The organism is Harryflintia acetispora, from assembly GCA_004340125.1.
Lineage (GTDB): Bacteria > Bacillota > Clostridia > Oscillospirales > Ruminococcaceae > Harryflintia > Harryflintia acetispora.
In genome coordinates this window covers 165,621-186,157 of record SLUK01000003.1, presented here as the reverse complement: position 1 = coordinate 186,157, position 20,537 = coordinate 165,621, and the positions used below count along the sequence as shown (strand labels likewise).

The following is a 20,537-nucleotide window of genomic DNA, read 5'->3' as shown; positions in this document are numbered from 1 at the left end:
CCTATGCACCGCAGAACTTTTCGCTTGAAAGGCGGCGGCTTTGTGCTAGAATGAAAGCAAAAAGACAACGAGGAGGAGAGCATATGAATTACCGGACACTTGGCCGAACCGGCATGCAAGCGAGCGAGGTCGGGCTGGGGTGCGAGCATTTGCAGGGCCTGCCCTACAGCCAGGTCAAGGAGGTTGTGGACGCCGCGCTGGAATGTGGGATCAACATTTTTGACGTCTTCATGTCCGAGCCGCAGGTGCGCCTGAACCTGGGGCGCGCTCTCAAGGGGCGGCGGGAACAGGTGCTGATCCAGGGACACATCGGAGCCGCCTGGATAAACGGGCAATACGAGCGCACCCGGGACCTCGCGCTCTGTGAGCGGTTCTTCTTCGATCTGCTCGAGCGGCTGGGGACCGACTACATAGACATCGGGATGCTCCACTTTGTGGACACCGCCGAGGACTTCGAGCGGGTCTTCGCCCCGGGCGGGCTGATGGACTATGCCCAACAGCTCAAGGCCAAGGGGGTGATCCGCGCGATCGGGATGAGCTCGCACGACCCGCAGAGCGCCACGCGCGCGGTGGAGACCGGATGGCTGGACGTGCTGATGTTCAGCCTCAACCCCGCTTATGACCTGCTGCCCGAGGACACTCTGATCGACGACCTCTTCGTCCCCGCCTCGTATCAAAAGGAGGGGCTGTGCGGGATCAACCCGGTGCGCGAGGAGCTCTACCGCACCTGTGAGCGGCATGGAACCGCCATCACCGTGATGAAGGGCATGGCGGCCGGCTCGCTGCTCAGCGCCGAAATGTCCCCCTTCGGGGTCGCGCTCACCCCGGCGCAGTGCATCCATTACGCGCTCACCCGTCCGGCGGTCTGCAGTGTCTTAGCCGGGGCCAAGACCGCGCAGGAGGTCAAGAGCAGCGCCGCCTACGAGACGGCGGGCGAGCGGGAGCGGGACTATTCCCTCATCCTCTCCTCCACCCCGAAATATTCGATGAAGGGCCGGTGCATGTACTGCAATCACTGTCTGCCCTGCCCGTCGCATATCGACATCGCCCAGGTGCAAAAGTTCCTCGACCTGGCGCAGAGCGCAAAAGAGGTGCCGGACACGGTGCGCGCGCATTACGGGGCGCTGGAACGGCACGCCCAGGACTGTATCGCCTGTGGCAGCTGCGAGGGCAACTGCCCCTTCTCGGTGCCGGTCATCGAGCGCATGGAACAGGCAAAGGAAATTTTCGGCTTCTAGGCTGAATTTCCGGGAAAGGAACGATCTATCATGGAAAAACGTTTTCTGCTGCCCGAGGGTGGGCGGTTCTATAAGGCCAACCTGCATTGCCACTCCACCCTCTCCGACGGCGCGCTCACAATCGGGGAGCTCAAGGAGGCCTATAAAAGCCGGGGATATTCGGTGCTCGCCTATACCGACCACCGGCGGTACGAGGACCACCGCGCGCTGAGCGACGAGGATTTTCTGGCACTGGCCGCGTATGAGATCAACATCGACGAATACGACTGGATGAGCGATCATGACCACTGCAAGACCTACCATCTCAACTTTTACGACACCGACCCGGATCAAAACACCGGGGAGAAACAGAAGAACCTGCTGCCCGGGCACCGCTATCAGGATGTCGGTTACATCAACGATTTTATCGCCAGGATGAACGAGCTGGGATTCCTCTGTTGCTACAACCATCCCTACTGGTCGCTGCAGACGGTGGAGGACTATAAAAACCTGCGCGGCCTGTTCGCGATGGAAATCTACAACCACGGCTGCGAGCACGACGGGCTCTACGGCTACAACCCGCAGGCCTATGACGAGCTGCTGCGCGCGGGCCAGCACATCGGCTGCCTGATGACCGACGACAATCACAACGCCTTCCCCTTCGGCGACCCGCTGTGCGACTCCTTCGGGGGATTCACCATGATCAAGGCCCCTTGTCTCAGCTACCGCGCCATCATCGAGGCGCTGAAGGCGGGGGACTATTATTCCTCGATGGGGCCCGAGATCAATGCGCTCTGGCTCGAAGGAAGCCGTCTGCACATCTCCTGCTCGCCCATCGAAAAAATATTCGTTGTCACCGACGGCCGAAATACCTACAAGGCGCTTGCCCGGCCCGACGAGACCATCACCGGGGCCTGCTTTGAGCTCAGCGGCCGGGATGCATATATCCGGGTGGACTGCCGGGACGGCAGGGGCCTGCACGCCTGCAGCCGCGCCTATTTTGCCGATGAGCTCGGGGTTTGAGGCCAGGAGGCTTGCAACACACCTTCCCAGTGAAGAATAAGGAGAACATTATGCATCTACGTTTGGCCGGGATGGATGACCTAACACAGCTCAAAACAGTATACAAAAAAATTATCGGCAAGATGAACCGGGAGCATATACAAATATGGGACGAGGTCTACCCCTGTGCGTTCTTTGAGGAGGACATCAAAAAAGGCCGCCTGTATCTTTTGACGCGGGGCCGGGACATCATGGCCTCGTTTGCCCTGTGCCCGTCAAACAGCGGCGGAGCCCATTTGAAATGGGAAGACCCGCGGGGCAAGGCGCTCTATCTCGACCGTTTCGGCGTCAACGTGGACTGCATGAGGCAAGGCGTCGGCAGCGCGGCGCTGCGGTACGCCATGGCGCTGGCCAGGGAAATGGATGCTGATTTTTTAAGGCTCCTGGTCGTGGACGTCAACCTGCCGGCGATCCGCCTATACGAAAAAAACGGATTTTGCCGGGCCGGCGGAATCTATGAAGAGAGCTTCGACGATGTAGTATTGCGCGAATATGGATATGAATCCGGGCTTTCGCAGTCCCGGTAGCTTTTCTGCCGGGCCGGTATGGTCCGGCGGCTTTCTTATAAGGGGAACCTCCGGCGTGCCGGGGGTTTCTATTTGGATACGGGTTATGCTATAATAATTATATATCATTTTCATGGCACGCCTGAGGCGATGGCCAATCATAACATCCCCAATCCGAATCAACCGAGAGGCGGAAAGAAAAAATGGCAATCAACAAAGCTATGCGCGCCGCGCTCAAGGCGCTTTCCTACCCGGACCTGGACGTCAAGAAAAATTATAAGCTCGAGCGGCAGGTGATTAGCGCCACCTCGCTGAGAGTGAGCAAGCTCTCCTACCGCATTTGGGATCACAAGGTCCCCTGCGGCGACCACGAGGTGCCTGTTCGGATCTTCAATCCTCCCAACGATCCGCCCCGGCGGCGCATGCTCCTCTTTTTCCACGGCGGCGGATGGGTGACCGGGAACATCGACAGCTACGACCGGGTCTGCGCCACCATGGCGCGCCTCACCTCCCACATCGTCGTATCGGTGGACTACCGCCTGGCGCCCGAGTATAAGTTCCCCGCGGCGCCCGAGGACTGCTACGCCGTGGCGCGGGAAGTGTTTTCAGATCCCTCTCTGCTGGGCGTGCAGCCTCAGGACATCACCCTGATCGGGGACAGCGCGGGGGGCAACCTTTCGGCCGTCGTCTCCCTGATGGCGCGCGCAAGCGGCGAATTTAGCCCAAAGCGGCAGATCCTTTTTTATCCCGCCACCTATTACGACCATAGCGAGACCTCCCCCTTCCCCTCGGTGCGTGAGAACGGGACGGATTATTTGCTGACCTCCAAGCGGGTCTGCGACTTCATCGACTTATATATGTCCGATCCAAAGGATTTGTGCAACCCTTATTTCGCGCCGCTGATGGCAAAGGACCTCTCCCATCAGCCGGACACCCTGATCATCACCGCCGAATACGACCCGCTGCGCGACGAGGGCGAGGCCTATGGCAGGCGGCTGCGCGAGGCGGGCAACGAGGCCCTGATCCACCGCATGCCCGACGCGCTGCACGGCTTTCTTTCGCTGCCGCCCACCTTCGTACAGGTCAGGCGCAGCTACGTGATGGTCAATCATTTTCTCAATGGGGAGGCGCTGTGCGAGTGAAGAGCCATCAGCCCGCGCCCTGGAGCAGGCTCGACAACGCCGCCAAAATATTCCCGCCCACCTCGGACCGGGAGGACACCAAGGTCTTCCGCTTCGCGTGCGAGCTCTCGGAAGAGGTGGATCCCGCCCTGCTGCAGCAGGCGCTGGACCGGACGGTGGAGGACTTCCCCCTCTACCTGTCGGTGATCAAAAAGGGGATGTTCTGGTACTACTTCGAGCGCAGCAACCTGCGCCCGACCGTCCATCTGGAATGTAAGCCCCCCTGCAGCCCGCTCTACGACGGGAACCGCAAGGGGCTGCTCTTCGAGGTGACCTGCTACAAGCGCCGGATCAGCCTGGAGGTCTACCACGCCCTCTCGGATGGGACCGGCGCGCTGCAATTTTTGCGCACCCTGGTGGCCCGCTACCTCGTGCTGCGGCACCCCGAGCGCTTCCCCGAGGGGATGCCGCCGCTCGATTACGACGCCTCGGGCACCCAGAAGATGGACGACAGCTTCCAAAAATATTACGGCGGCGCCAAGCGTTACCGCAAGGACCCGGCACCTCACGCCTTCCGCCTGCGCGGCGAGAAGACCGAGGACTACCGCCTGAAGGTGGTCTCGGGCGTAATGAGCGCTTCCTCGGTGCTCAAGGTGGCGCACAGCTGCGGCGCCACCCTGACGGTGCTGCTCGCCGCCGTGCTGATCGAAGCGATCCATGGGGAGATGCCCCTGCGCGAGGAGGGCCGCCCGGTGGTGCTCACCGTGCCGGTCAACCTGCGCAGCTACTTCCCCTCCGCCTCGGCGCGCAATTTCTTCGGCATCTTCAACGTCGGCTACAACTTCAAAAAGCAGCCGGGAACCTTCGAGGACATCCTCTCCCATGTGGGCGGCTACTTTAAGCGGGAGCTGACCGCCGAGCGGCTGGCGCTACGGATGAATGAGCTGGCCGCGCTCGAGCACAATCTGATTGCCCGGGCGGTGCCCCTCGCCTTCAAGGATGTGAGCCTGCGCATCGCCAACCGCCTGAGCGAGCGGGGGATCACCGCCGCGCTCTCAAACGTGGGACGCATCTCCATGCCCGCGGGGATGGAGGAGTATATCCGGCTCTTCGACGTGTTCACCAGCACCAACCGCCTGCAGCTCTGCCTGTGCTCCTTCGGGGATAGGCTGGTGCTCAGCTTCAGCAGCACCTTTGCCGGCGTGGACGTGCAGCGGCGCTTCTTCCGCCGGCTGGCGCAGCTTGGGATCGACATTGAAATCACCACCAACCAGCTCGACGGGCAGTAGGAGGGAATGTTATGCAATACTGTGAAGCCTGCAAGGTTTATATCCGCGGCGAACGCCGCCATTGCCCGCTCTGCCAGGGGCCGCTCTCCGGCGGCGGGGACGAGCGGGAGGAGCCCTTCCCTTTGCTCGCCATGCCACCGCGGCCTTATCACCTTTTCTGGCGGCTGCTGCTCTTCCTGTCGGCGGCGGCCGCGGTGATCTGCGGGGCGATCAACGTGCTGCTTTGGCAGGGCGGGCCCTGGTCGCTCTATGTGCTGGCGGGGCTCGGGTCGATGTGGCTGAGCCTGGGGATCGCGCTCAACAAGCGCGGCAGCCCGACCAAGGGGCTCCTCTGGCAGGTGGCCATCCTCTCTTCCCTGGCGGCGCTGTGGGACCTGTGCACCGGCTGGCACGGCTGGTCGCTCGACTATGTGGTGCCCACCCTGTGCGTCTTCGCCATGCTGGCGATGGCCCTGCTCGCAAAACTTTTGCACCTGCGGGTGGAGGACTATATGATCTATCTGGTGATCGACGCCCTGTTCGGGATCGTGCCGCTGCTCTTTCTGCTGCTGGGCTGGCTGCGGGTATTCTACCCTTCGGTGATCTGCGTGGCGGTGAGCCTTCTTTCCCTGTGCGCCCTGCTGCTCTTTGAGGGCGAGCGCATGCGCATGGAGGTCAAAAAACGGCTGCATTTATAGCGCCAATCATCAAGCGGGCGGCAGATAAAATCTGCCGCCCGCTTATTTTTTTATTGCGTGCTCCGATCAGTAGGCGACCTTGCCCATGTAGCGGCGGGTCTCCAGCGGATGGTTGCGGTTGTGGGCCAGGGCGGCGCGGTACTCGCAGCTCATGGCGTAGAAGAGGATGGGGTTGAAGTAGTCGACGACATCCTCGCTGATGGCGCCAAGGCCAAGCTCCACGGCGTCCACCACCACGTAGTCGTCGGTATGCTCCTTGATGAACTTGAGCGAACGCTCGTCCATCGGGCGGTTCTTGCCGGCGCTCATCATCTGATAATAGACGACGCCCTTCTCGGTGACCTCGAACGGGCCGTGGAAGTATTCGCCGGAATGGATGTAGCTGGCATGCATCCACTGCATCTCCATCAGCGAGCAGATGGCGAGGCCGTAAGCCTGGAACCAGTTGGCGCCCGAACCGACGGTGTAGATGATCGAGGCGTGATCGTACTTATCCGCAAAGGCGATGGTGCGCTCATGCACCGTCTCGCGGGCGGCCTTCACGATGGCGGAAATCTTGCCGAGGCCCTCCTTGACGTGCTCATAGCCCGCAAAGCCTTCCTGCTGCTGGACCAGCTCGGTCATCAGATCGAGGGTGATGCCCATCGGGGAGAGGACTAGCTCGTCGTCGTCCCAGGGATAGACCCAGACGATGAAGCGGTCGTTGTCGCAGCCGGAGCCGGCCGCATGGGTCAGGGTGATGACCGCGGCGCCGCGGTCCTTGGCCATGTGGGCCGCCTCGACGGTCTCGGGGGTGTTGCCGCTGTGCGAGCAGACGATGGCCAGGCTCTTCTCTCCGAGCTGCTTGGGGGGATTTAAGACAAACTCCTTGCTGGTATAAAACGAGGAGTGGATGGTGGAAGACTCCGCCTTGATGAAGTAGTCCGCGCCGTACAGGTCGACGAGCGAACCGCCGCAGGCAACGAAGTACACGTCCTTGATTTCTTTTTTCTCGGCCAGGATGTCGCTGATAACTTTCTTCGCGTCCATGCTATGTAGCCTCCTAATCAAATCATATTTTTCCAGAGCTGCGCTCCGGTTCTCTACGAGACAATCATATCATAATATAACGTTATATACAAACGAAAAAACGACCAATTTTTTATATTTTTATCCGGAATCTTTCAGGCATTTTCCTCAGAGACTTGCCAAAATTCCCGCTTTGCTTTATGATAAGGATATATAATGATATGTCCGGGCCCTGTCCGGACAGAAACCGGGGGTCAGGATGAAACTCGATCAGAATATTCCCGTGCCGCTGTACCAGCAGCTGCGGGACGATATCCGCCTTTCCATCGAGACCGGGGCGCTCCCCTACGGGGCCAAGGTGCCCACCGAGACCGAGCTCAGCGACAGCTACCACGTCAGCCGGATCACGGTGCGCAAGGCCATCGAGGAGCTGGTGGAGCAGGGCTTTCTCATCAAGCGCCAGGGCAAAGGCACCTTCGTGTGCATGCCCCGGATTCAGCGCAAGATCGACTATCTGCTCAGCTTTTCCGAGAGCTGCCGGGCCTGCGGGATGGTTCCCTCCAGCCGGGTCCTTTCCCGGGAAATCCTGCCCGCAAACGAGGAGGAGGCCGCCATCCTGGGGATCGGGATCGGGGAGCAGATGCTCCACATCCGGCGCATCCGCTGCGGGGACGGCGTGCCCATCATGTGCGAGAACAACTATTACCCCTATGAGCGCTTCTCCTTTTTGATGGAGGAAAACCTCGAAGGCTCGCTCTACGAGCTGCTGAAAGACAAGCATGGGATCGAGGCCTCGGTCTCGGCCGAGAGCTGGATCGAGGCGCTCAAGGCCTCGGGCGAGCTGGCAAAGGATTTACAGGTGCAGAGCGGGGAGCCCCTCTTCTATATGTACACCCAGATTTACGATGAGCAGCACAGAATCGTCCACATCGGCCGGCAGTACATGCTCGCCGAGCGCTACCGCTTCTATCTCTCGGACAGCGACCGGGACTGGCGGGCGGTGCCGAATAGGCCTTGAGGGTTTCACCCTCAAACTCCCACCAAAGGGTACTTGTACCCTTTAAAAACCCAATTTTCTTACAAAGGCTTTGTTGTGCAGGAGTTTTGCAGCAGGTAAAGGGCCGCGGACTGAGTCCGCGGCCCTTTACCTGTCGCCCTTTTTTATGCGTCCAACTCAATGATCTGCGCCGCCCCGAGCTGCCCCGCGTCCTCCCGGTCGTGGGTAACCAGCAGGACGGTGGCCTTCGGCGCGCGGCGCCGAAGATAGCCGATGGCGTCCGCCTTGGTGGCGGCGTCCATCCCCTTGAAGGGTTCGTCCAGCAGCAGGACGTCGGGGCGCACAATAACCGCACGCACCAGCGCCACCCGGCGCTTCATCCCGCCGCTGAGCTCTCCGGCGGACTTATATGCCGAGTCCCGCAGCCCCACCTCCTGAAGATGGGTCAGGATTTCTTCATCGGGCACTCCCTTCCGGCAGACCAGGCGGATGTTGCGCAGCACCGATAGCGTCTCGCAAAGCCGGTCCTCCTGGAAGACGGCCCCTATGCGCTGATCCCCTATCCCCTCGATCGCTCCGCCGTCGGGGGCCAGCAGCTCCATCAGCAGGTGGAGAAGGGTGGTCTTCCCCTGCCCCGACGGGCCGAAGATGCAGCTGACACTCCCCTCCTCAAAGCGGGCGGAGAAGTCCCGGAGCACCGGCCTTCCGCCGAAGGATTTGGAAAGTCCGGTGACGGTAATGGCCATACGCTCACATCCTTTCAATCCGGTTTTGCAGCAGGCGGATCACGTAAAGCACCGCCCGCTCGAAGAGGAGGCTGACCAGGATGATCACCAGCGTCCAGGCGAACATCTCCCCGGTTTGCAGGTAGATCTTCGCCTGGTAGAGGGCGCTGCCCACCGAGCGCGCGGGCAGGCCGATCACCTCGGCCGCGATCCCCGCCTTCCAGCAGAGCCCCACCGACAGCGAACAGGCCGAGACGAAATAGGGGCTGACCGCCGGGAGATGGATATAGAGCAGCCGCTTACCAAAGCTCACCCCGAAGACCTGCGCCATCTCCAGCAGCTTCGGGTCGGTCTCCTGAAGGCCGCTCAGGAGGTTGGTGTAGGCGATGGGAAAGGCCATCAAAAACGAGGTGAAGACCGAAAGGTTCTGCGACTTGATCCAGATCAGCGCCAGGATGACGAAGGAAGCCACCGGCGTGGCCTTGATAACCGTCACCAGGGGATAGAGCAGCTCCCGCACCACCCGGTTTTTATAGGAAAGCAGCGCAAACAGGCTCCCGCCCGCAATGGCGAGCAGGAACCCAAACGCGATTTTCACAAAGGAATGCAGCACGCTCTGCCAGAATTCCCCGCTCCCTGCCAGCTGCCCGAGCACCGCAAGGGTGCGCAGCGGCGAGACCAGGAGGATGTCCTGGCCGATCAGCATGCTCATAAGCTGCCAGAGAAGCAGCCAAAAGGCCACCGCCCCGGCGCGGACGAGAAGGGTTTTACCTCTGGTAGTAGAACGCATCATCCGGCAGCTTGCCTCCCACCAGCTTCGGGTTTTGCTCGAAGAGCACCTGTAAATAGCCGGAAACCTTGGTCTTCATGTCCGCCCCGTCGATAAAGGTGATGCTGCACTTGGGGATGGCCTTCCCCGCCACCGCCGCGGGGGCGATCCCGTACTTTTCGACGAGGGCCGCCGCCTCTTCCACACTGGAATTGACCCACTCGGTGGAGGCCTTGTACTCGTCGAGGAAGCGCTCAAAAGCCTCCCCATGCTCCTGCAGGAATTCATTGCGCACGATCACCACGCCGGTGACCAGCGAGCTGCCGTCCCCGACCTTATCCCATTCCTCGGTCAGGTCCAGCGCCACGCGCAGCTTGTCGTTCTTCTGCATGGCGGTGGTCACGAACGGCTCTGGCAGCATGGCGACGGTCGCCCCGCCCTCGGACATCAAGGCCGCGACCTCGGTGGCCTCGGACTTATACTCGATGGTCAGGTCGCTTGCCGGGTCGATCCCGTTCTGGGAAAGCACGAAGTTGAGCGCCGCCTCGGGGGTGGTGTTCTTGCCGGTGGAGTAGACGGTCTTGCCCCGCAGATCCCCGATGGACTGCACGCTGCCGTCGGTGTCCACCACATAGAGCACGCCCAGGGTGTTGATCGCCGCGATGGAGATCTTGCCCTCGGTGTTGTTATAGAGCACCGAGGCCAGGTTGCAGGGGACGGCCGCAATGTCCAATTCACCCTTGGCAATCTGCGCCACGATCTCGTCGGCGGTGCCCGCCATGGTAAAGTGGTAGTTGTTGGCCGTACCGCCCGCTTCGCTCTGCTCCATCACCTGGACCAGGCCCATCGAGGTCGGCCCCTTGAGGGAAGCGATGTTGACGTCGATCTTCTCCGCCGGCGCTTCCTGGGAGGCGGAGCTCTCCGGCTCGCTGTCTTGCGAGGAAGACGGCGCGCTTTCAGCCGGGGCGCCGGATGAGGCTTCGGACGAGGACGTACCGCCGGACGAGCAGCCGGCCAGCAAGGTGAGCGCCGCCGCAAGCAGCGCGCAAGTCAGTTTTTTCATGGATAACACCTCGAAAATAGATTTTAGCTTACTTTATACACCAATATGGTATTATATCACATTCGGTTGCCGACTGCAAACCAGCGCAGTAAAAACGCCCCGGATTTTCCGGGGCGCTTGCCGCTCAGGGCCGCCAGACCATGGCGGGACGCACGGACATATCGGTCCGGGCCTTATCATAGTCACGGTATGAAAGCATTCCCAGGGCATTGATGCAAGTCAACGTGGCCTTGGAGCTGGTAAACGGAGAGCGTAGCCAGCTGTTCAGCTTGCTGTTGCCATAGACCTCCTTCATCTGTGCCTGCGTCGTTTTCCCCGTAAACCACAGCAGCCTCTCCCGGTAAGCCCGCTCCCCGACCGTATGCCCGGCCGCCGCGTAGGATGAATAGCTTTGATTGGCAATCGGGATTTGGGAAGGGCAGCCCGCGACCTGCGCGGCGGTGGGCAGCCAGACATAATCCTGCAAGGAGCCGACCGCGCCCGCCGAAGGGGTATAGCCCGCCTCGCCATCGCAGTTGACCGGGACGACGTGCGCCTTCTCCTCCGCGCTCATTTTCTGATAGATCCCGTGAAAACTGCTGCGCGCGGTGGAGGTGAACCAGTCGGAGGAGCCGCCGAAGTTTACCCCGCTAAAAAGCTCACTCTTGCACAGCAGGGTGTAGTAGCCCATCTCCTCATCCACGTCCACGATGTACCAGCTATAGCCGCCGACCGTATCCGGGTAGGTCAGGGGCCGCTCCCCGTCTCCCGCCTTCACCTGCTCGCTGGAGTGGATCACCTTGACCGTGCAGGCAGCGCTCTCGCTCCCGGCCGAGGCGGTAACCGTCGCCTCGCCCCCCGCCGCGTTCCCGGTGACGGACATGGAGCTGGTATTCCCCTGCTGCGGCTGCTCTACAGCCGTGATATTTCCCTGTGGATCGTTCACCGCCCAGGTGATGGGCGCTGTGGTGTAGGCGGGCAGCGCCGCCGCCGTGAGGACGAGCTCTTTCCCCTGCGGGACATAGAGCACCTCGGGCAGCTGCAGCTGCTGTACGCAGTAATATTGATAGACCGCCGTCGCCGTCCCGGGCAGGTTCAGCCCGAGATAAGCGGGCTTCGGCACCGGCTGGATCCAGATTTTATAGGTGGCGTCCGCCGACGGGGGCGTGCCGCCGGGGAGAAAGACCTCCTGTACCGCGCCGTAACGCTCCACCGGTACCTCCAGCGCAACCGGCGCGTCTTCAAAGCCCGGGTCGGCGGGCTCGCCCCCTTCCCGGTAAGGGGCCGCCCAGATGCGGCAGCCGCCGATCCTCGTGTCCCGAATGGTCACCGGTATGGTGAACCCCCACTGCGCGCCCTGCTCCTGGGCGGCCGCCGGCAGCGCGAGGCTGAGCGCGCAGAGCAGCGCCATCCCCCATTTTTTCACAGTTCTTTCCTCCTCAAAATGACCGACAGCATAGCATGCTTGCGGCCATCGGAGGAACGGGCCACGTCCAAAATCACCCGATTTGCTTGCAAAAAGGCCCAAAACAGGATATAATTAGGATATTATTAGAAAAATTATGTTAATTATTCGAGTCAAACGAAAAAAACGGATAAAATTAAGACCTATAGCATGCTATGCTATAGGTCTTTTTCTTACCTCTTAAACTGTAAACCCGTTTCCCTTTACATGGCTGACAAAATCCTCCGCCGTCAAGAACACCTCATTATAGCCCAGGCTCTTACACAGCTGGGTGACGTGGGGCGGCTCGAGATAGGCCGCGCGCAGGCACTCCTCCTTGGCGAACACCTCCCGCGTGCCGCCGTCGAGGAGCACCCGCCCCTTCGCAAAGACGACGGTGCGCTCGAAATATTCCGCCACAAAGTCCATGTCGTGCAGGATGGCGATCACCAGCTTACCCCGCTCCCGCAGCCCCCGGATGATCGACCCGATCGTCCGGCGGCCACGCCAGTCCTGGGCGATGGTGGGCTCGTCAAAGATGACGACGCCGGTATCCATCGCTAAAATCGAGGCGATCGCCACCATCTTGCGCTCGCTGAGGCTCAAATCGTAGGGGTTCTCCTGTTCGAGCCCACAAAGGCCCACCAGCGCGAGCGCCGCCTCGGCGTGCTCCTTGGCTTCCCCCTCGCTCATCCCGATGTTCAGCGGCCCGAACATCACCTCGTCGAGCACCTTATTTTTAAAGATCTGGTCGTTGGGGTTTTGAAAGACCATTCCGATCCTGCCCGCCAGCGAGGCGACGGTGGCCTCCCTGGTGTTCTGCCCGTCGATCAGCACGTCACCGGCGGTAGGCTTTAAGAGTCCCTTGAGGAGCTTGACGAAGGTGGTCTTCCCCGCCCCGTTCTGGCCGATGATGGCCGTACTGCGCCCATCAAACGAGAGGCTGATCCCCTGCAAAACCGGCTTGCTTTCTGCATAGCCGAAGGTGAGCTCCTTCACCTGGATGTCAGCCATGGGCCGCACCTCCCTTGATTTGATCCAGCGCCTTATGCGCCTCCTCCAGCGTGACCGGATAGAGCCCGGTATCTCCATTTCGCAGCCCGAGCCCGCGGCAGATTTGGGTGAAGGCGGGCGGCTGGACCCCGCATGCCTCGAGACAATCGAGAGAGAAAATTTTCTGCGGAGTGTCGAAGTCCACGATCTCCCCCTTGTCCATCAGCATGACCCGGTCGCTGTAGGCGGCGATCTTTTCCATCTTGTGCTCCACCATCAGGATGGTGATACCCTGCAAGCAGAGCTTCTGCACCGCCCTGAACACCTCCTCGCTGCCCTGCGGGTCGAGCTGGGAGGTGGGCTCGTCGAGGATGATGACCTGCGGCTCCATGGCGATGATCCCGGCGATCGCCATGCGCTGCATCTGCCCACCCGAGAGGTCGAAGGGATTCTGCTCCCGCAGCGCCTGGATGTCCAAAAGCTCGAGCGCATGGTCAATCCGCCGGACCATCTCCTCCCGCGGCAGCCCGAGGTTTTCCAGCCCGAAGGCGATCTCCTCATAGACGGTCAGCTTGGAGCCGGTCACCTGGGAGAAGGGGTTCTGGAAAACGATCCCCACCTTGCGGCAGAGCTCGGCTACCGGGGTTTTGGCGGCCTCTTCGCCGTCGATGAGCACCTTTCCGCCGTAGGCGCCCTTATAAAAGCTGGGGATGATCCCGCACAGCGCCTGGCAAAGGGTGCTCTTCCCCGCGCCGTTTTGGCCGATGATCCCGATGAACTCCCCCTCCCCGACGGTGAAGGAAATATCCCGCAGCGCCAGCTCGTCGGTGAGGGGGTACCGGTATTTGAGATGCTGCACCGCTATGTGAGCCATATCGTTACCCTCCCGATCAGCGCGAGGACGATCAGTACCGCCAGCAGGGCGTTTACCGCCTTGTCACGCCCGCGCGCTTTTCTCTCGCGCAAAAATGTCTTTTCCCGCCTGCTGTCGAAGCCCCGCACCTCCAGCGCGATGGCCCGCTCCTTGGTGGTGATCAGCGAGTTCATCACCACCGGGGCGATCAGCGGCAGGAAGGCCTTAATCCGCACGAGCAGGCTGCCCTCGGTCTCCATCCCGCGCGAGCGCTGGGCGTCGGTGATGGTGCCCATGGTCGCGGTCATCTGGGGGATGATCTGGAAGACCGAGGCGAGCACGTAGCCGAGCTTTGGCGAGAGGCCCAGGCGCACCATCGCCTCCACCAGGTCGCTCGGGCGGGTGGTGAGCACCAGGATGGAGAAGCTCAGCAGGATATTGACGACGTTGAGCCCGATCCCCAGCGCGAAGCTGAGCCCTTCGCGGTAGAATACCACCGGGCCCAGTGCAAAGGCCACCGTCGTGTTCCCCGCACGGAACAACCCCTGGATGATCACCACCGTGATCAGCACGATGAAGGAAAAGCTGAGGATCGGCAGGGTGCGCCGCAGGACCCGCCCGGCGAGCAGGACCGCAATGCTCGCGGCAATAAAGGCCGCCATGGCGGTCCTGCCGCCGTAAAGCGCGGGCACCAGGATCGCCGCGAGGATGTAGAGAATCTTGGTCAGCGGGTCGAGCGCATGTATGGGGGTGTCCTTCTCCTCATACAGGCTGATCTCCTTCATGAAAATAACCATTCCTTTCTGGACGTTACCGGTTTCGCTGCGCGAAATTACCGCCCACGACGGCAAAGGTGCAAAACTCAGTATTTGAAAGGTTCCTTTCAAACTATCCGTCCTGTCTATAAGGGACCCGGAGACGGAAAGCCGTCCCCGGGTCTTGGATTGTTTTTAAAGCTAGTCGAGGGACTCGACCTTTTCGCCGCTTTGGTAGAGCAGGGTGAGCTTCTTGGGCAGGCCCCTGAAGATCCCATAGGCGATCAGGATGGTCGCAATCTTGTCCGGCAGGTCCACCACGACCTCGTCGAGCGCCGAGCCGACCAGCGCAGGCATGCCCTGCGCCACGCACCAGGCATAGACCGCGTCGCCCCAGACGTTCCCGGTCTGGCCGCCCCAGAAGATCATGTTGAGCGGGGTGGAGATGACCACCGCGACCAGCGCCACGACCACGCCGCCGAGGATGGCGCTCTTGACGCCGCGGATTTTGCCGCTGCGCGCGAGCAGGCCGACCGCGATGCCGATCCCGACGTTGGTCAGCGCATACACAAAGGAGATCGGGTCCATGGTCAACCCATAGATCACGTTGTTGATCAGCCCGCTGAGCGCGCCCACCACCGGGCCCGCCAGAAAGGCCGCCAGCATGGTGCCGATGGAATCCAGCCAGAGCGGCAGCTTTAAAAGCCCCGCGAACAGCTTGCCGATGTAGTTGATCCCCACCGCCGCGGGGATCAGCACCAGCGAAGCGGTGTTCAGCTGAAAGGACCACAAATTCTTCTTTTCATTCATTTCAAAACACTCCCTTGTCAAACTTTTTCAGTGCGTCCAGGGCAACCAGGATTTCCCGCTCCTCGCCGAGCGCCGCCTCCTGCTCGCCCCCGACGTATTCGTTGATGCCTTCCTCCAAATCGCCCTCGTAGGTCACCACCGTGTTGAGGATCGAGGCCGTCATAACCCCGCGCAGCGCGCCCACCACGAAGAGCGCCGCCGTCTCCATATCCGAGCCGAGCACGCCGCGCCCGGACCAGTAGTGGTCGATCTCATTCTCCCGGTCGGTGTAGAAGCTGTCATGGCTGCGCGCCGGCCCGATCCGGTGGCGGTATCCCCGCTCCTTTGCCGCCTCGCGCGCGCAAAAGAGCAGCCCGGTATCCGGAATGGCCGGATAGATTCCCTCGACATATGTTTTCGAGGCCCCGTCGTCGCGCACCGCGCCGCTGACCAGGATCAGCTCACCCAGCCGGATATCGCTTTGCAGTGCGCCGCAGCTGCCGACCCTTATCATCGCCTTTACCCCGATCTTATGTAGCTCCTCGACCGCGATCACGGTGGACGCGCCCCCGATCCCGGTGGAGACGGCCATCACCTCGATCCCCTGGTAGGTGCCGCGTATGCTGCGAAACTCCCGGTTATAGGCGATCTCGCGCACGTCGTTAAGATGCCGCGCAATATGATCGATCCGCCCCGGGTCCCCCGGCAGGATGGCATAGGGCGCCGCATCCCGCCTGCCGCAGCGGATATGGGCCCCAAGCTCTTCGGACATCGTTTCCCTCCTTCTCTTTTCCCTGCGGCCGCCGGTGAATCAAAAAGGTCAGCTGCGGCCGTTAGGCTGTATTACAGCCGATTCACCGTTATTATAGCACTCTTTGGCGGGGTTGAAAATCTTTTGTAACGATTTAGCGCAGAAAAATCTTTTCCCCGCTTGTCAAAAACTTTTTGCAGTATGTTATAATGGAACGTGGAATATCCAGAAAAAGGAGATGACGTGTTGAAGCCCATTCTCGGAAAAAACATCTTCCCCATCCTGCGAAGCACCCTGAATCGGCTCGACGGGCGGCTCGTCGACCACGGCGAACGGGTGGCGTATCTCGTCTGCCACATGCTGCGCCAGATGGGCTGCCCGGCCCGCCGGATGCTGGATCTGTGTATCCTGGCGGTGCTGCACGACATCGGCGCCTACAAGACCGACGAGGTGGACGACATGATCCTCTTCGAGACCCGAAGGGTCTGGAACCACTCGATCTACGGCTATCTCTTTATCCGGGAATTCTCCCCCCTGCGCGACCAAGCGCAGGCGGTGCTCTACCATCATCTCGACTACGAGCGCTTTCCGGTGGGAAAGACCGAAAGCCGGGAGACCGCCCTGCTGCTCCACCTCGCCGACGGGGTCGACACCTGGCTGCGCGGCCACCCGCCCGAATCCCTGCCAGGCTTCCTGCGCGAGAACGCCGGAAAGCGGTTCGACCCGCGCCAGGTCGAGCTGTTCTTACAGATCCAGGAGCAGGACCGCCTGCTGCAAAACCTCCAGAGCGGGCAGTACCAAAGCGAACTGCACACGCTGCTCGAAGGCCTCGACATCACCCCGTCCGAGGCGCACCAGTACCTGCGCATGCTGGTCTACTCGGTCGACTTCCGCAGCGAGACCACCGTGGCCCACACCTTTATGATGACGGCGCTGAGCGTCCAGCTCGCCTGGCGGCTGGGGCTCCCCCTCGGGCAGTGCCGCAAAATCTATTACGGCGCCATGCTCCACGACCTCGGAAAGATCGCCATCCCGACCGAAATTTTGGAATTTCCCGGGACGCTGACCGCCCCGCAGATGGCCCTCATGCGCACCCATGTCAGTGTAAGCGAGGAGATCATCAAGGATTTCGTCGACCCCGAGGTTTGCCGGATCGCCGTGCGGCACCACGAAAAGCTCGACGGCAGCGGCTACCCGCGCGGGCTCAGGGCCGGAGACCTCACCCTCAGCGAACGGCTGGTGGCGGTGGCGGACATCCTCAGCGCCCTGATCGGGCGGCGCAGCTACAAGGAGTCCTTCAGCGAAGAGAAGGTGCGCCACCTGCTGCGGGGGATGAGCGAAAACGGCAAGCTCGACGGGCAGGTCACCGGACTGGTGCTTTCCCAGTACGACGACATTTTGCGCGCGGCCGACGAATACTGCCGGCCGGTCATCGAAGCCTATCAGCGGATGAAGGACGAATACCAGAGGCTGCACGGCTGATAAAGAAGCGTGCAGTCTATATTTTCCTGTTGACACGAACAAACGTTTTGTGATAGACTTATATCAAGAACAAACGTTTACAGGAGATGCGAATCATGGACCTCCTTCAAAAGCTGGAAATCCTATCGGACGCGGCGAAATACGACGTGGCCTGCACCTCGAGCGGGGTACAGCGCGACGGGGTCAAGGGAGCCTTAGGCAGCGCGGTCAGCTGCGGAATCTGCCACAGCTTCTCGGCCGACGGGCGCTGCATCTCGCTGCTCAAGGTGCTGATGACCAACAGCTGCATTTACGACTGCCAGTATTGCGTCAACCGCCGCTCGAACGACTCCCCCCGCGCCGCCTTCACCCCGCGGGAGCTGGCGGAGCTTACCATCCAGTTCTACCGGCGCAACTACATCGAGGGGCTGTTTCTAAGCTCTGGGGTCATCAAAAGCCCGGACTACACCTGCGAGCGGATGATCGAAACGGTGCGCCTGCTGCGGGAGGAATACCGCTTCTACGGCTACATCCACGCCAAGGCCATCCCGGGCGCGGACGAGGCGCTCATCCGGCGGCTGGGGCTGCTGGTGGACCGGATGAGCGTCAACATCGAGCTGCCCTCCCAGCAGAGCTTACAGCTGCTGGCGCCGGACAAGAAGAAGGAAGCCATCCTCGGCCCGATGGGACTGATCAAAGCGGGGATCGAGGAGCGCGCGGACCTTGTGCGCTACCGGCACGCGCCCAGCTTCGTCCCGGCCGGGCAGAGCACCCAGATGATCATCGGCGCCACCCCGGACAGCGACTATCAGATCCTCTCCCTCACCGAGGGGCTTTACCGCAAGTACCGGCTCAAACGGGTCTTCTACTCGGCCTATCTGCCGATCAATGAGGGGGCGCTGCTCCCGGCGCTGGACACCCGCCCGCCCCTGCTGCGGGAGCACCGGCTCTACCAGGCGGACTGGCTGCTGCGCTTTTACGGCTTCCGCGCGCACGAGCTGCTGGACGAGGAAGGGCAGAACCTGAGCCTGCTGCTCGACCCCAAGTGCAGCTGGGCGCTTGCCCACATGGAATTTTTCCCGCTCGAGGTCAACTCGGCCCCCTATGAAATGCTGCTGCGGGTGCCGGGGGTCGGGGTGAAGAGCGCGCAGAAGATCGTCGCCGCGCGCCGCACCGGGCGGCTGGACTTCGACGCGCTCAAGAAGATCGGGGTGGTGCTCAAAAGGGCGCAGTACTTCCTCCTCTGCTCGGGCCGGCGGCGGGAGGGGCTGCGCTTCACCCCCAGCGGCGCGCTGCGTGCGATGATGTCCGAGCGCTGCCTCGACATGCTGCCCGGGGAGAAAAACGACCAGCTCTCCCTCTTTGAGGACTCCAACATTGCGGAAATACAGGCCATGCGAAAGGAGCTGACGTCATGCCTGGCGAGGATATAGCGTACCTCTACGACGGCAGCTTCGACGGGCTGCTCTGCTGCGTACACGAAAGCTACTACGCCCATGAGCTGCCGGTGCTGATCTTCTCCCCCGAGACCTATGTATATACCCTCTACCCCACCAAGTCGATCGAGACCGACCCCGAAAAGGCAGGGCGGGTCTGGCGCTCGGTGGGGGCGAAGATCTCCCCCATGGCGCAGGAGCTGGCGCTGCACGGGTACTACTCCTGCCTGGAAGGCAAGGAGCTCGTTATTCTCAAATTCCTGCGCCTGGGCTACCGGGTGGGGGCGGCGGCGTGCAGCATGTTCGGCAACGAGACGGTGCACGCGCTGCAGGGCGGGGTGCTCCACCTCAAAAATGAGCTGCAGCGCATGCTCCAGTTTCTGCGCTTCGAGGAGCGCGGCGGCTCCCTCGCCGCCATCGTCGAGCCGAAAAACTTCCTGCTCCCCCTCATGCAGCCCCATTTCTGCTCGCGGTACCCCGAGGAGCACTTCCTCATCTACGACGCCACCCACGGCGCGGCCCTCTTCTATCAGCCCTATGAGTGGAAAATCGCCCCGGTGGAGCACTTCGAGCTCGCCCCCGCCGACGAGCGGGAGCTGCGCTACCAGCAGCTCTGGCAGGGGTTCTATGACGCCATCTCAATCGAGAGCCGCTACAATCCCCGCTGCCGGATGAACCATATGCCCAAGCGCTTCTGGAACCGGATGGTCGAGTTCTACCCCTCGGCGCTCGCAAACAGGGAGGCGCGTGCCTCGGTGGGCGCCGCGCACGGCTCCCTCCCCCAGGGCGATGGGCAGGGCGGTCGGTAACACGGCTTTTTATGCAATAAAAGAGGCCTCAACCTTTCGGTTGAGGCTTCTCGATCTGTAAAGTCATTCCCCTTCACACAGTCAGGGAAGGCGGTAATAGTCGCTCCCGCCCTTGCGGCCGGCAACGATCAGCTTTTTATCGCACATGGCGCTCAGCAGATTGTCGGCAAATGCCTTGGGGTCCTGGACCTGCACCCGGTTCTTGCTGTAAAAGAGGGAGGCCTTGATCCCGCCGAGGGCCTGGGTGAGCTCCTTTTTCGAGCGCTCGCCCTTTTTCAGCTCGCGCAGCACCAGGCGTTCTCCCTTGCCGTAGAGCACGTCGAGCAGGTCGCGCTCCTGCCGGCTCGAACGGTAGAGCCCCCAGGCATAGAGCACGGCGGTCACCGCCGCAATGAGCAGGACGTAGGGCAGATATTTCAGCATTATTCCTTGCCCTCCCGATAGGTGACGAAGCGGTGCTCGCGCAGGATCGCAAAGTATTTGACGACCCTATTCAGCATACTCCGCTCCTCCTCCCCGAAGTGTCCGGCGGTGAGCCCTGAAATCTCATATACCGTGCGGCTCCCGTCGATCGCCTCCCAAACGAAGGTGCCGATCTCGTCGAGCTCGATGTCGCTCACCTTTGGGGTCTTAAAAAACTTCTGCGCGATCTTGTCATAAAACCCCTTGTGGCCGATCTGCACCACGGCCTTCCCCTGCTCGTTCTTGTGCCAGGGATAGGCGGGGTTCTTCGCGGGGATGAATTCGAGGAAATTCTTTTTTTCCTTCTTGGGAGACAGCGTCATCACGTCCTTTGCAAAAGAAGCATGGGGCGCCAAACATTTACGTCCGGC

The 20,537-nt window shown here is 61.3% G+C and carries 22 protein-coding genes; 10 read left to right on the top strand and 12 right to left on the bottom strand.

What is annotated here, in order from left to right; translation table 11 throughout:
• Positions 1-83 precede the first annotated feature (83 nt).
• From EDD78_RS05550 to EDD78_RS13940, 6 genes are all read left to right on the top strand, one after another.
• On the top strand, positions 84-1,238 hold the full coding sequence (locus tag EDD78_RS05550) for an aldo/keto reductase (protein ID WP_132084247.1): 1,155 nt from the start codon (positions 84-86) through the stop codon (positions 1,236-1,238).
• A 30-nt stretch (positions 1,239-1,268) separates the two neighbouring features.
• Positions 1,269-2,240, top strand: coding sequence for a PHP domain-containing protein (locus EDD78_RS05545; RefSeq protein WP_132084246.1), 972 nt, complete (start codon positions 1,269-1,271; stop codon positions 2,238-2,240).
• 50 nt (positions 2,241-2,290) lie between these two features.
• The gene (locus EDD78_RS05540) at positions 2,291-2,806 is read left to right on the top strand and encodes a GNAT family N-acetyltransferase (protein WP_132084245.1); all 516 of its coding nucleotides are present in this window, start codon (positions 2,291-2,293) and stop codon (positions 2,804-2,806) included.
• Positions 2,807-2,988: 182 nt separating this feature from the next.
• Entirely contained in the window at positions 2,989-3,927 is a 939-nt protein-coding gene (locus tag EDD78_RS05535; RefSeq protein ID WP_079699003.1) for an alpha/beta hydrolase, read from the top strand.
• Positions 3,924-5,195 (top strand): hypothetical protein, encoded by a 1,272-nt coding sequence (locus EDD78_RS05530; RefSeq protein ID WP_132084244.1) that lies wholly within the window; start codon positions 3,924-3,926, stop codon positions 5,193-5,195. Before EDD78_RS05535 ends, EDD78_RS05530 begins: the two co-directional genes overlap by 4 nt.
• A gap of 11 nt (positions 5,196-5,206) precedes the next feature.
• Positions 5,207-5,872: a DUF6320 domain-containing protein gene (locus EDD78_RS13940; protein WP_079699001.1), complete on the top strand. Its 666-nt coding sequence runs from the start codon at positions 5,207-5,209 to the stop codon at positions 5,870-5,872.
• Positions 5,873-5,938: 66 nt separating this feature from the next.
• On the opposite strand, the gene EDD78_RS05520 is transcribed toward EDD78_RS13940, so the two are convergent.
• On the bottom strand, positions 5,939-6,901 hold the full coding sequence (locus EDD78_RS05520; protein WP_079699000.1) for an SIS domain-containing protein: 963 nt from the start codon (positions 6,899-6,901) through the stop codon (positions 5,939-5,941).
• Positions 6,902-7,139: 238 nt separating this feature from the next.
• On the opposite strand from EDD78_RS05520, the gene EDD78_RS05515 reads away from it, so the two are divergent.
• Positions 7,140-7,898 carry a GntR family transcriptional regulator gene (locus tag EDD78_RS05515; protein ID WP_079698999.1) on the top strand — a complete coding sequence of 253 codons (759 nt, stop codon included), beginning with the start codon at positions 7,140-7,142 and terminating at the stop codon, positions 7,896-7,898.
• A gap of 143 nt (positions 7,899-8,041) precedes the next feature.
• Here EDD78_RS05515 and EDD78_RS05510 read toward each other — a convergent pair whose 3' ends face one another.
• From EDD78_RS05510 to EDD78_RS05470, 9 genes are all read right to left on the bottom strand, one after another.
• Complete coding sequence (locus EDD78_RS05510) at positions 8,042-8,623, bottom strand: ATP-binding cassette domain-containing protein (protein ID WP_132084243.1); 582 nt, start codon at positions 8,621-8,623, stop codon at positions 8,042-8,044.
• Between the two features lie 4 nt (positions 8,624-8,627).
• Positions 8,628-9,395 (bottom strand): ABC transporter permease, encoded by a 768-nt coding sequence (locus EDD78_RS05505; protein ID WP_341455986.1) that lies wholly within the window; start codon positions 9,393-9,395, stop codon positions 8,628-8,630.
• The gene (locus tag EDD78_RS05500) at positions 9,370-10,434 is read right to left on the bottom strand and encodes an ABC transporter substrate-binding protein (RefSeq protein ID WP_132084242.1); all 1,065 of its coding nucleotides are present in this window, start codon (positions 10,432-10,434) and stop codon (positions 9,370-9,372) included. Before EDD78_RS05500 ends, EDD78_RS05505 begins: the two co-directional genes overlap by 26 nt.
• Positions 10,435-10,558: 124 nt before the next feature.
• A complete protein-coding gene (locus EDD78_RS05495; RefSeq protein WP_132084241.1) occupies positions 10,559-11,839 on the bottom strand; it encodes a DUF6273 domain-containing protein in 1,281 nt (426 codons plus the stop codon).
• Positions 11,840-12,058: 219 nt separating this feature from the next.
• A complete protein-coding gene (locus EDD78_RS05490; RefSeq protein ID WP_132084240.1) occupies positions 12,059-12,871 on the bottom strand; it encodes an energy-coupling factor ABC transporter ATP-binding protein in 813 nt (270 codons plus the stop codon).
• Positions 12,864-13,724: an energy-coupling factor ABC transporter ATP-binding protein gene (locus EDD78_RS05485; protein WP_132084239.1), complete on the bottom strand. Its 861-nt coding sequence runs from the start codon at positions 13,722-13,724 to the stop codon at positions 12,864-12,866. Before EDD78_RS05485 ends, EDD78_RS05490 begins: the two co-directional genes overlap by 8 nt.
• Positions 13,712-14,488 (bottom strand): energy-coupling factor transporter transmembrane component T family protein, encoded by a 777-nt coding sequence (locus EDD78_RS05480; protein WP_132084238.1) that lies wholly within the window; start codon positions 14,486-14,488, stop codon positions 13,712-13,714. Before EDD78_RS05480 ends, EDD78_RS05485 begins: the two co-directional genes overlap by 13 nt.
• Before the next feature lie 171 nt (positions 14,489-14,659).
• The gene (locus tag EDD78_RS05475; RefSeq protein WP_079698992.1) at positions 14,660-15,268 is read right to left on the bottom strand and encodes an ECF transporter S component; all 609 of its coding nucleotides are present in this window, start codon (positions 15,266-15,268) and stop codon (positions 14,660-14,662) included.
• Between the two features lies 1 nt (position 15,269).
• Positions 15,270-16,019 carry a nucleoside phosphorylase gene (locus EDD78_RS05470; RefSeq protein ID WP_132084237.1) on the bottom strand — a complete coding sequence of 250 codons (750 nt, stop codon included), beginning with the start codon at positions 16,017-16,019 and terminating at the stop codon, positions 15,270-15,272.
• A 225-nt stretch (positions 16,020-16,244) separates the two neighbouring features.
• On the opposite strand from EDD78_RS05470, the gene EDD78_RS05465 reads away from it, so the two are divergent.
• From EDD78_RS05465 to EDD78_RS05455, 3 genes are all read left to right on the top strand, one after another.
• Entirely contained in the window at positions 16,245-17,480 is a 1,236-nt protein-coding gene (locus EDD78_RS05465) for an HD-GYP domain-containing protein (RefSeq protein WP_132084236.1), read from the top strand.
• Between the two features lie 95 nt (positions 17,481-17,575).
• On the top strand, positions 17,576-18,892 hold the full coding sequence (locus EDD78_RS05460) for a putative DNA modification/repair radical SAM protein (protein ID WP_079698989.1): 1,317 nt from the start codon (positions 17,576-17,578) through the stop codon (positions 18,890-18,892).
• Positions 18,874-19,704: a TIGR03915 family putative DNA repair protein gene (locus tag EDD78_RS05455; RefSeq protein ID WP_132084235.1), complete on the top strand. Its 831-nt coding sequence runs from the start codon at positions 18,874-18,876 to the stop codon at positions 19,702-19,704. Before EDD78_RS05460 ends, EDD78_RS05455 begins: the two co-directional genes overlap by 19 nt.
• A gap of 81 nt (positions 19,705-19,785) precedes the next feature.
• Here the strand turns inward: EDD78_RS05455 and EDD78_RS05450 are convergent, their stop codons facing one another.
• Entirely contained in the window at positions 19,786-20,127 is a 342-nt protein-coding gene (locus tag EDD78_RS05450) for a hypothetical protein (protein WP_079698987.1), read from the bottom strand.
• Positions 20,127-20,489 (bottom strand): PqqD family protein, encoded by a 363-nt coding sequence (locus EDD78_RS05445; protein ID WP_242942142.1) that lies wholly within the window; start codon positions 20,487-20,489, stop codon positions 20,127-20,129. The genes EDD78_RS05450 and EDD78_RS05445 overlap by 1 nt, the downstream gene beginning before the upstream one ends.
• Between the last annotated feature and the right edge of the window lie 48 nt (positions 20,490-20,537).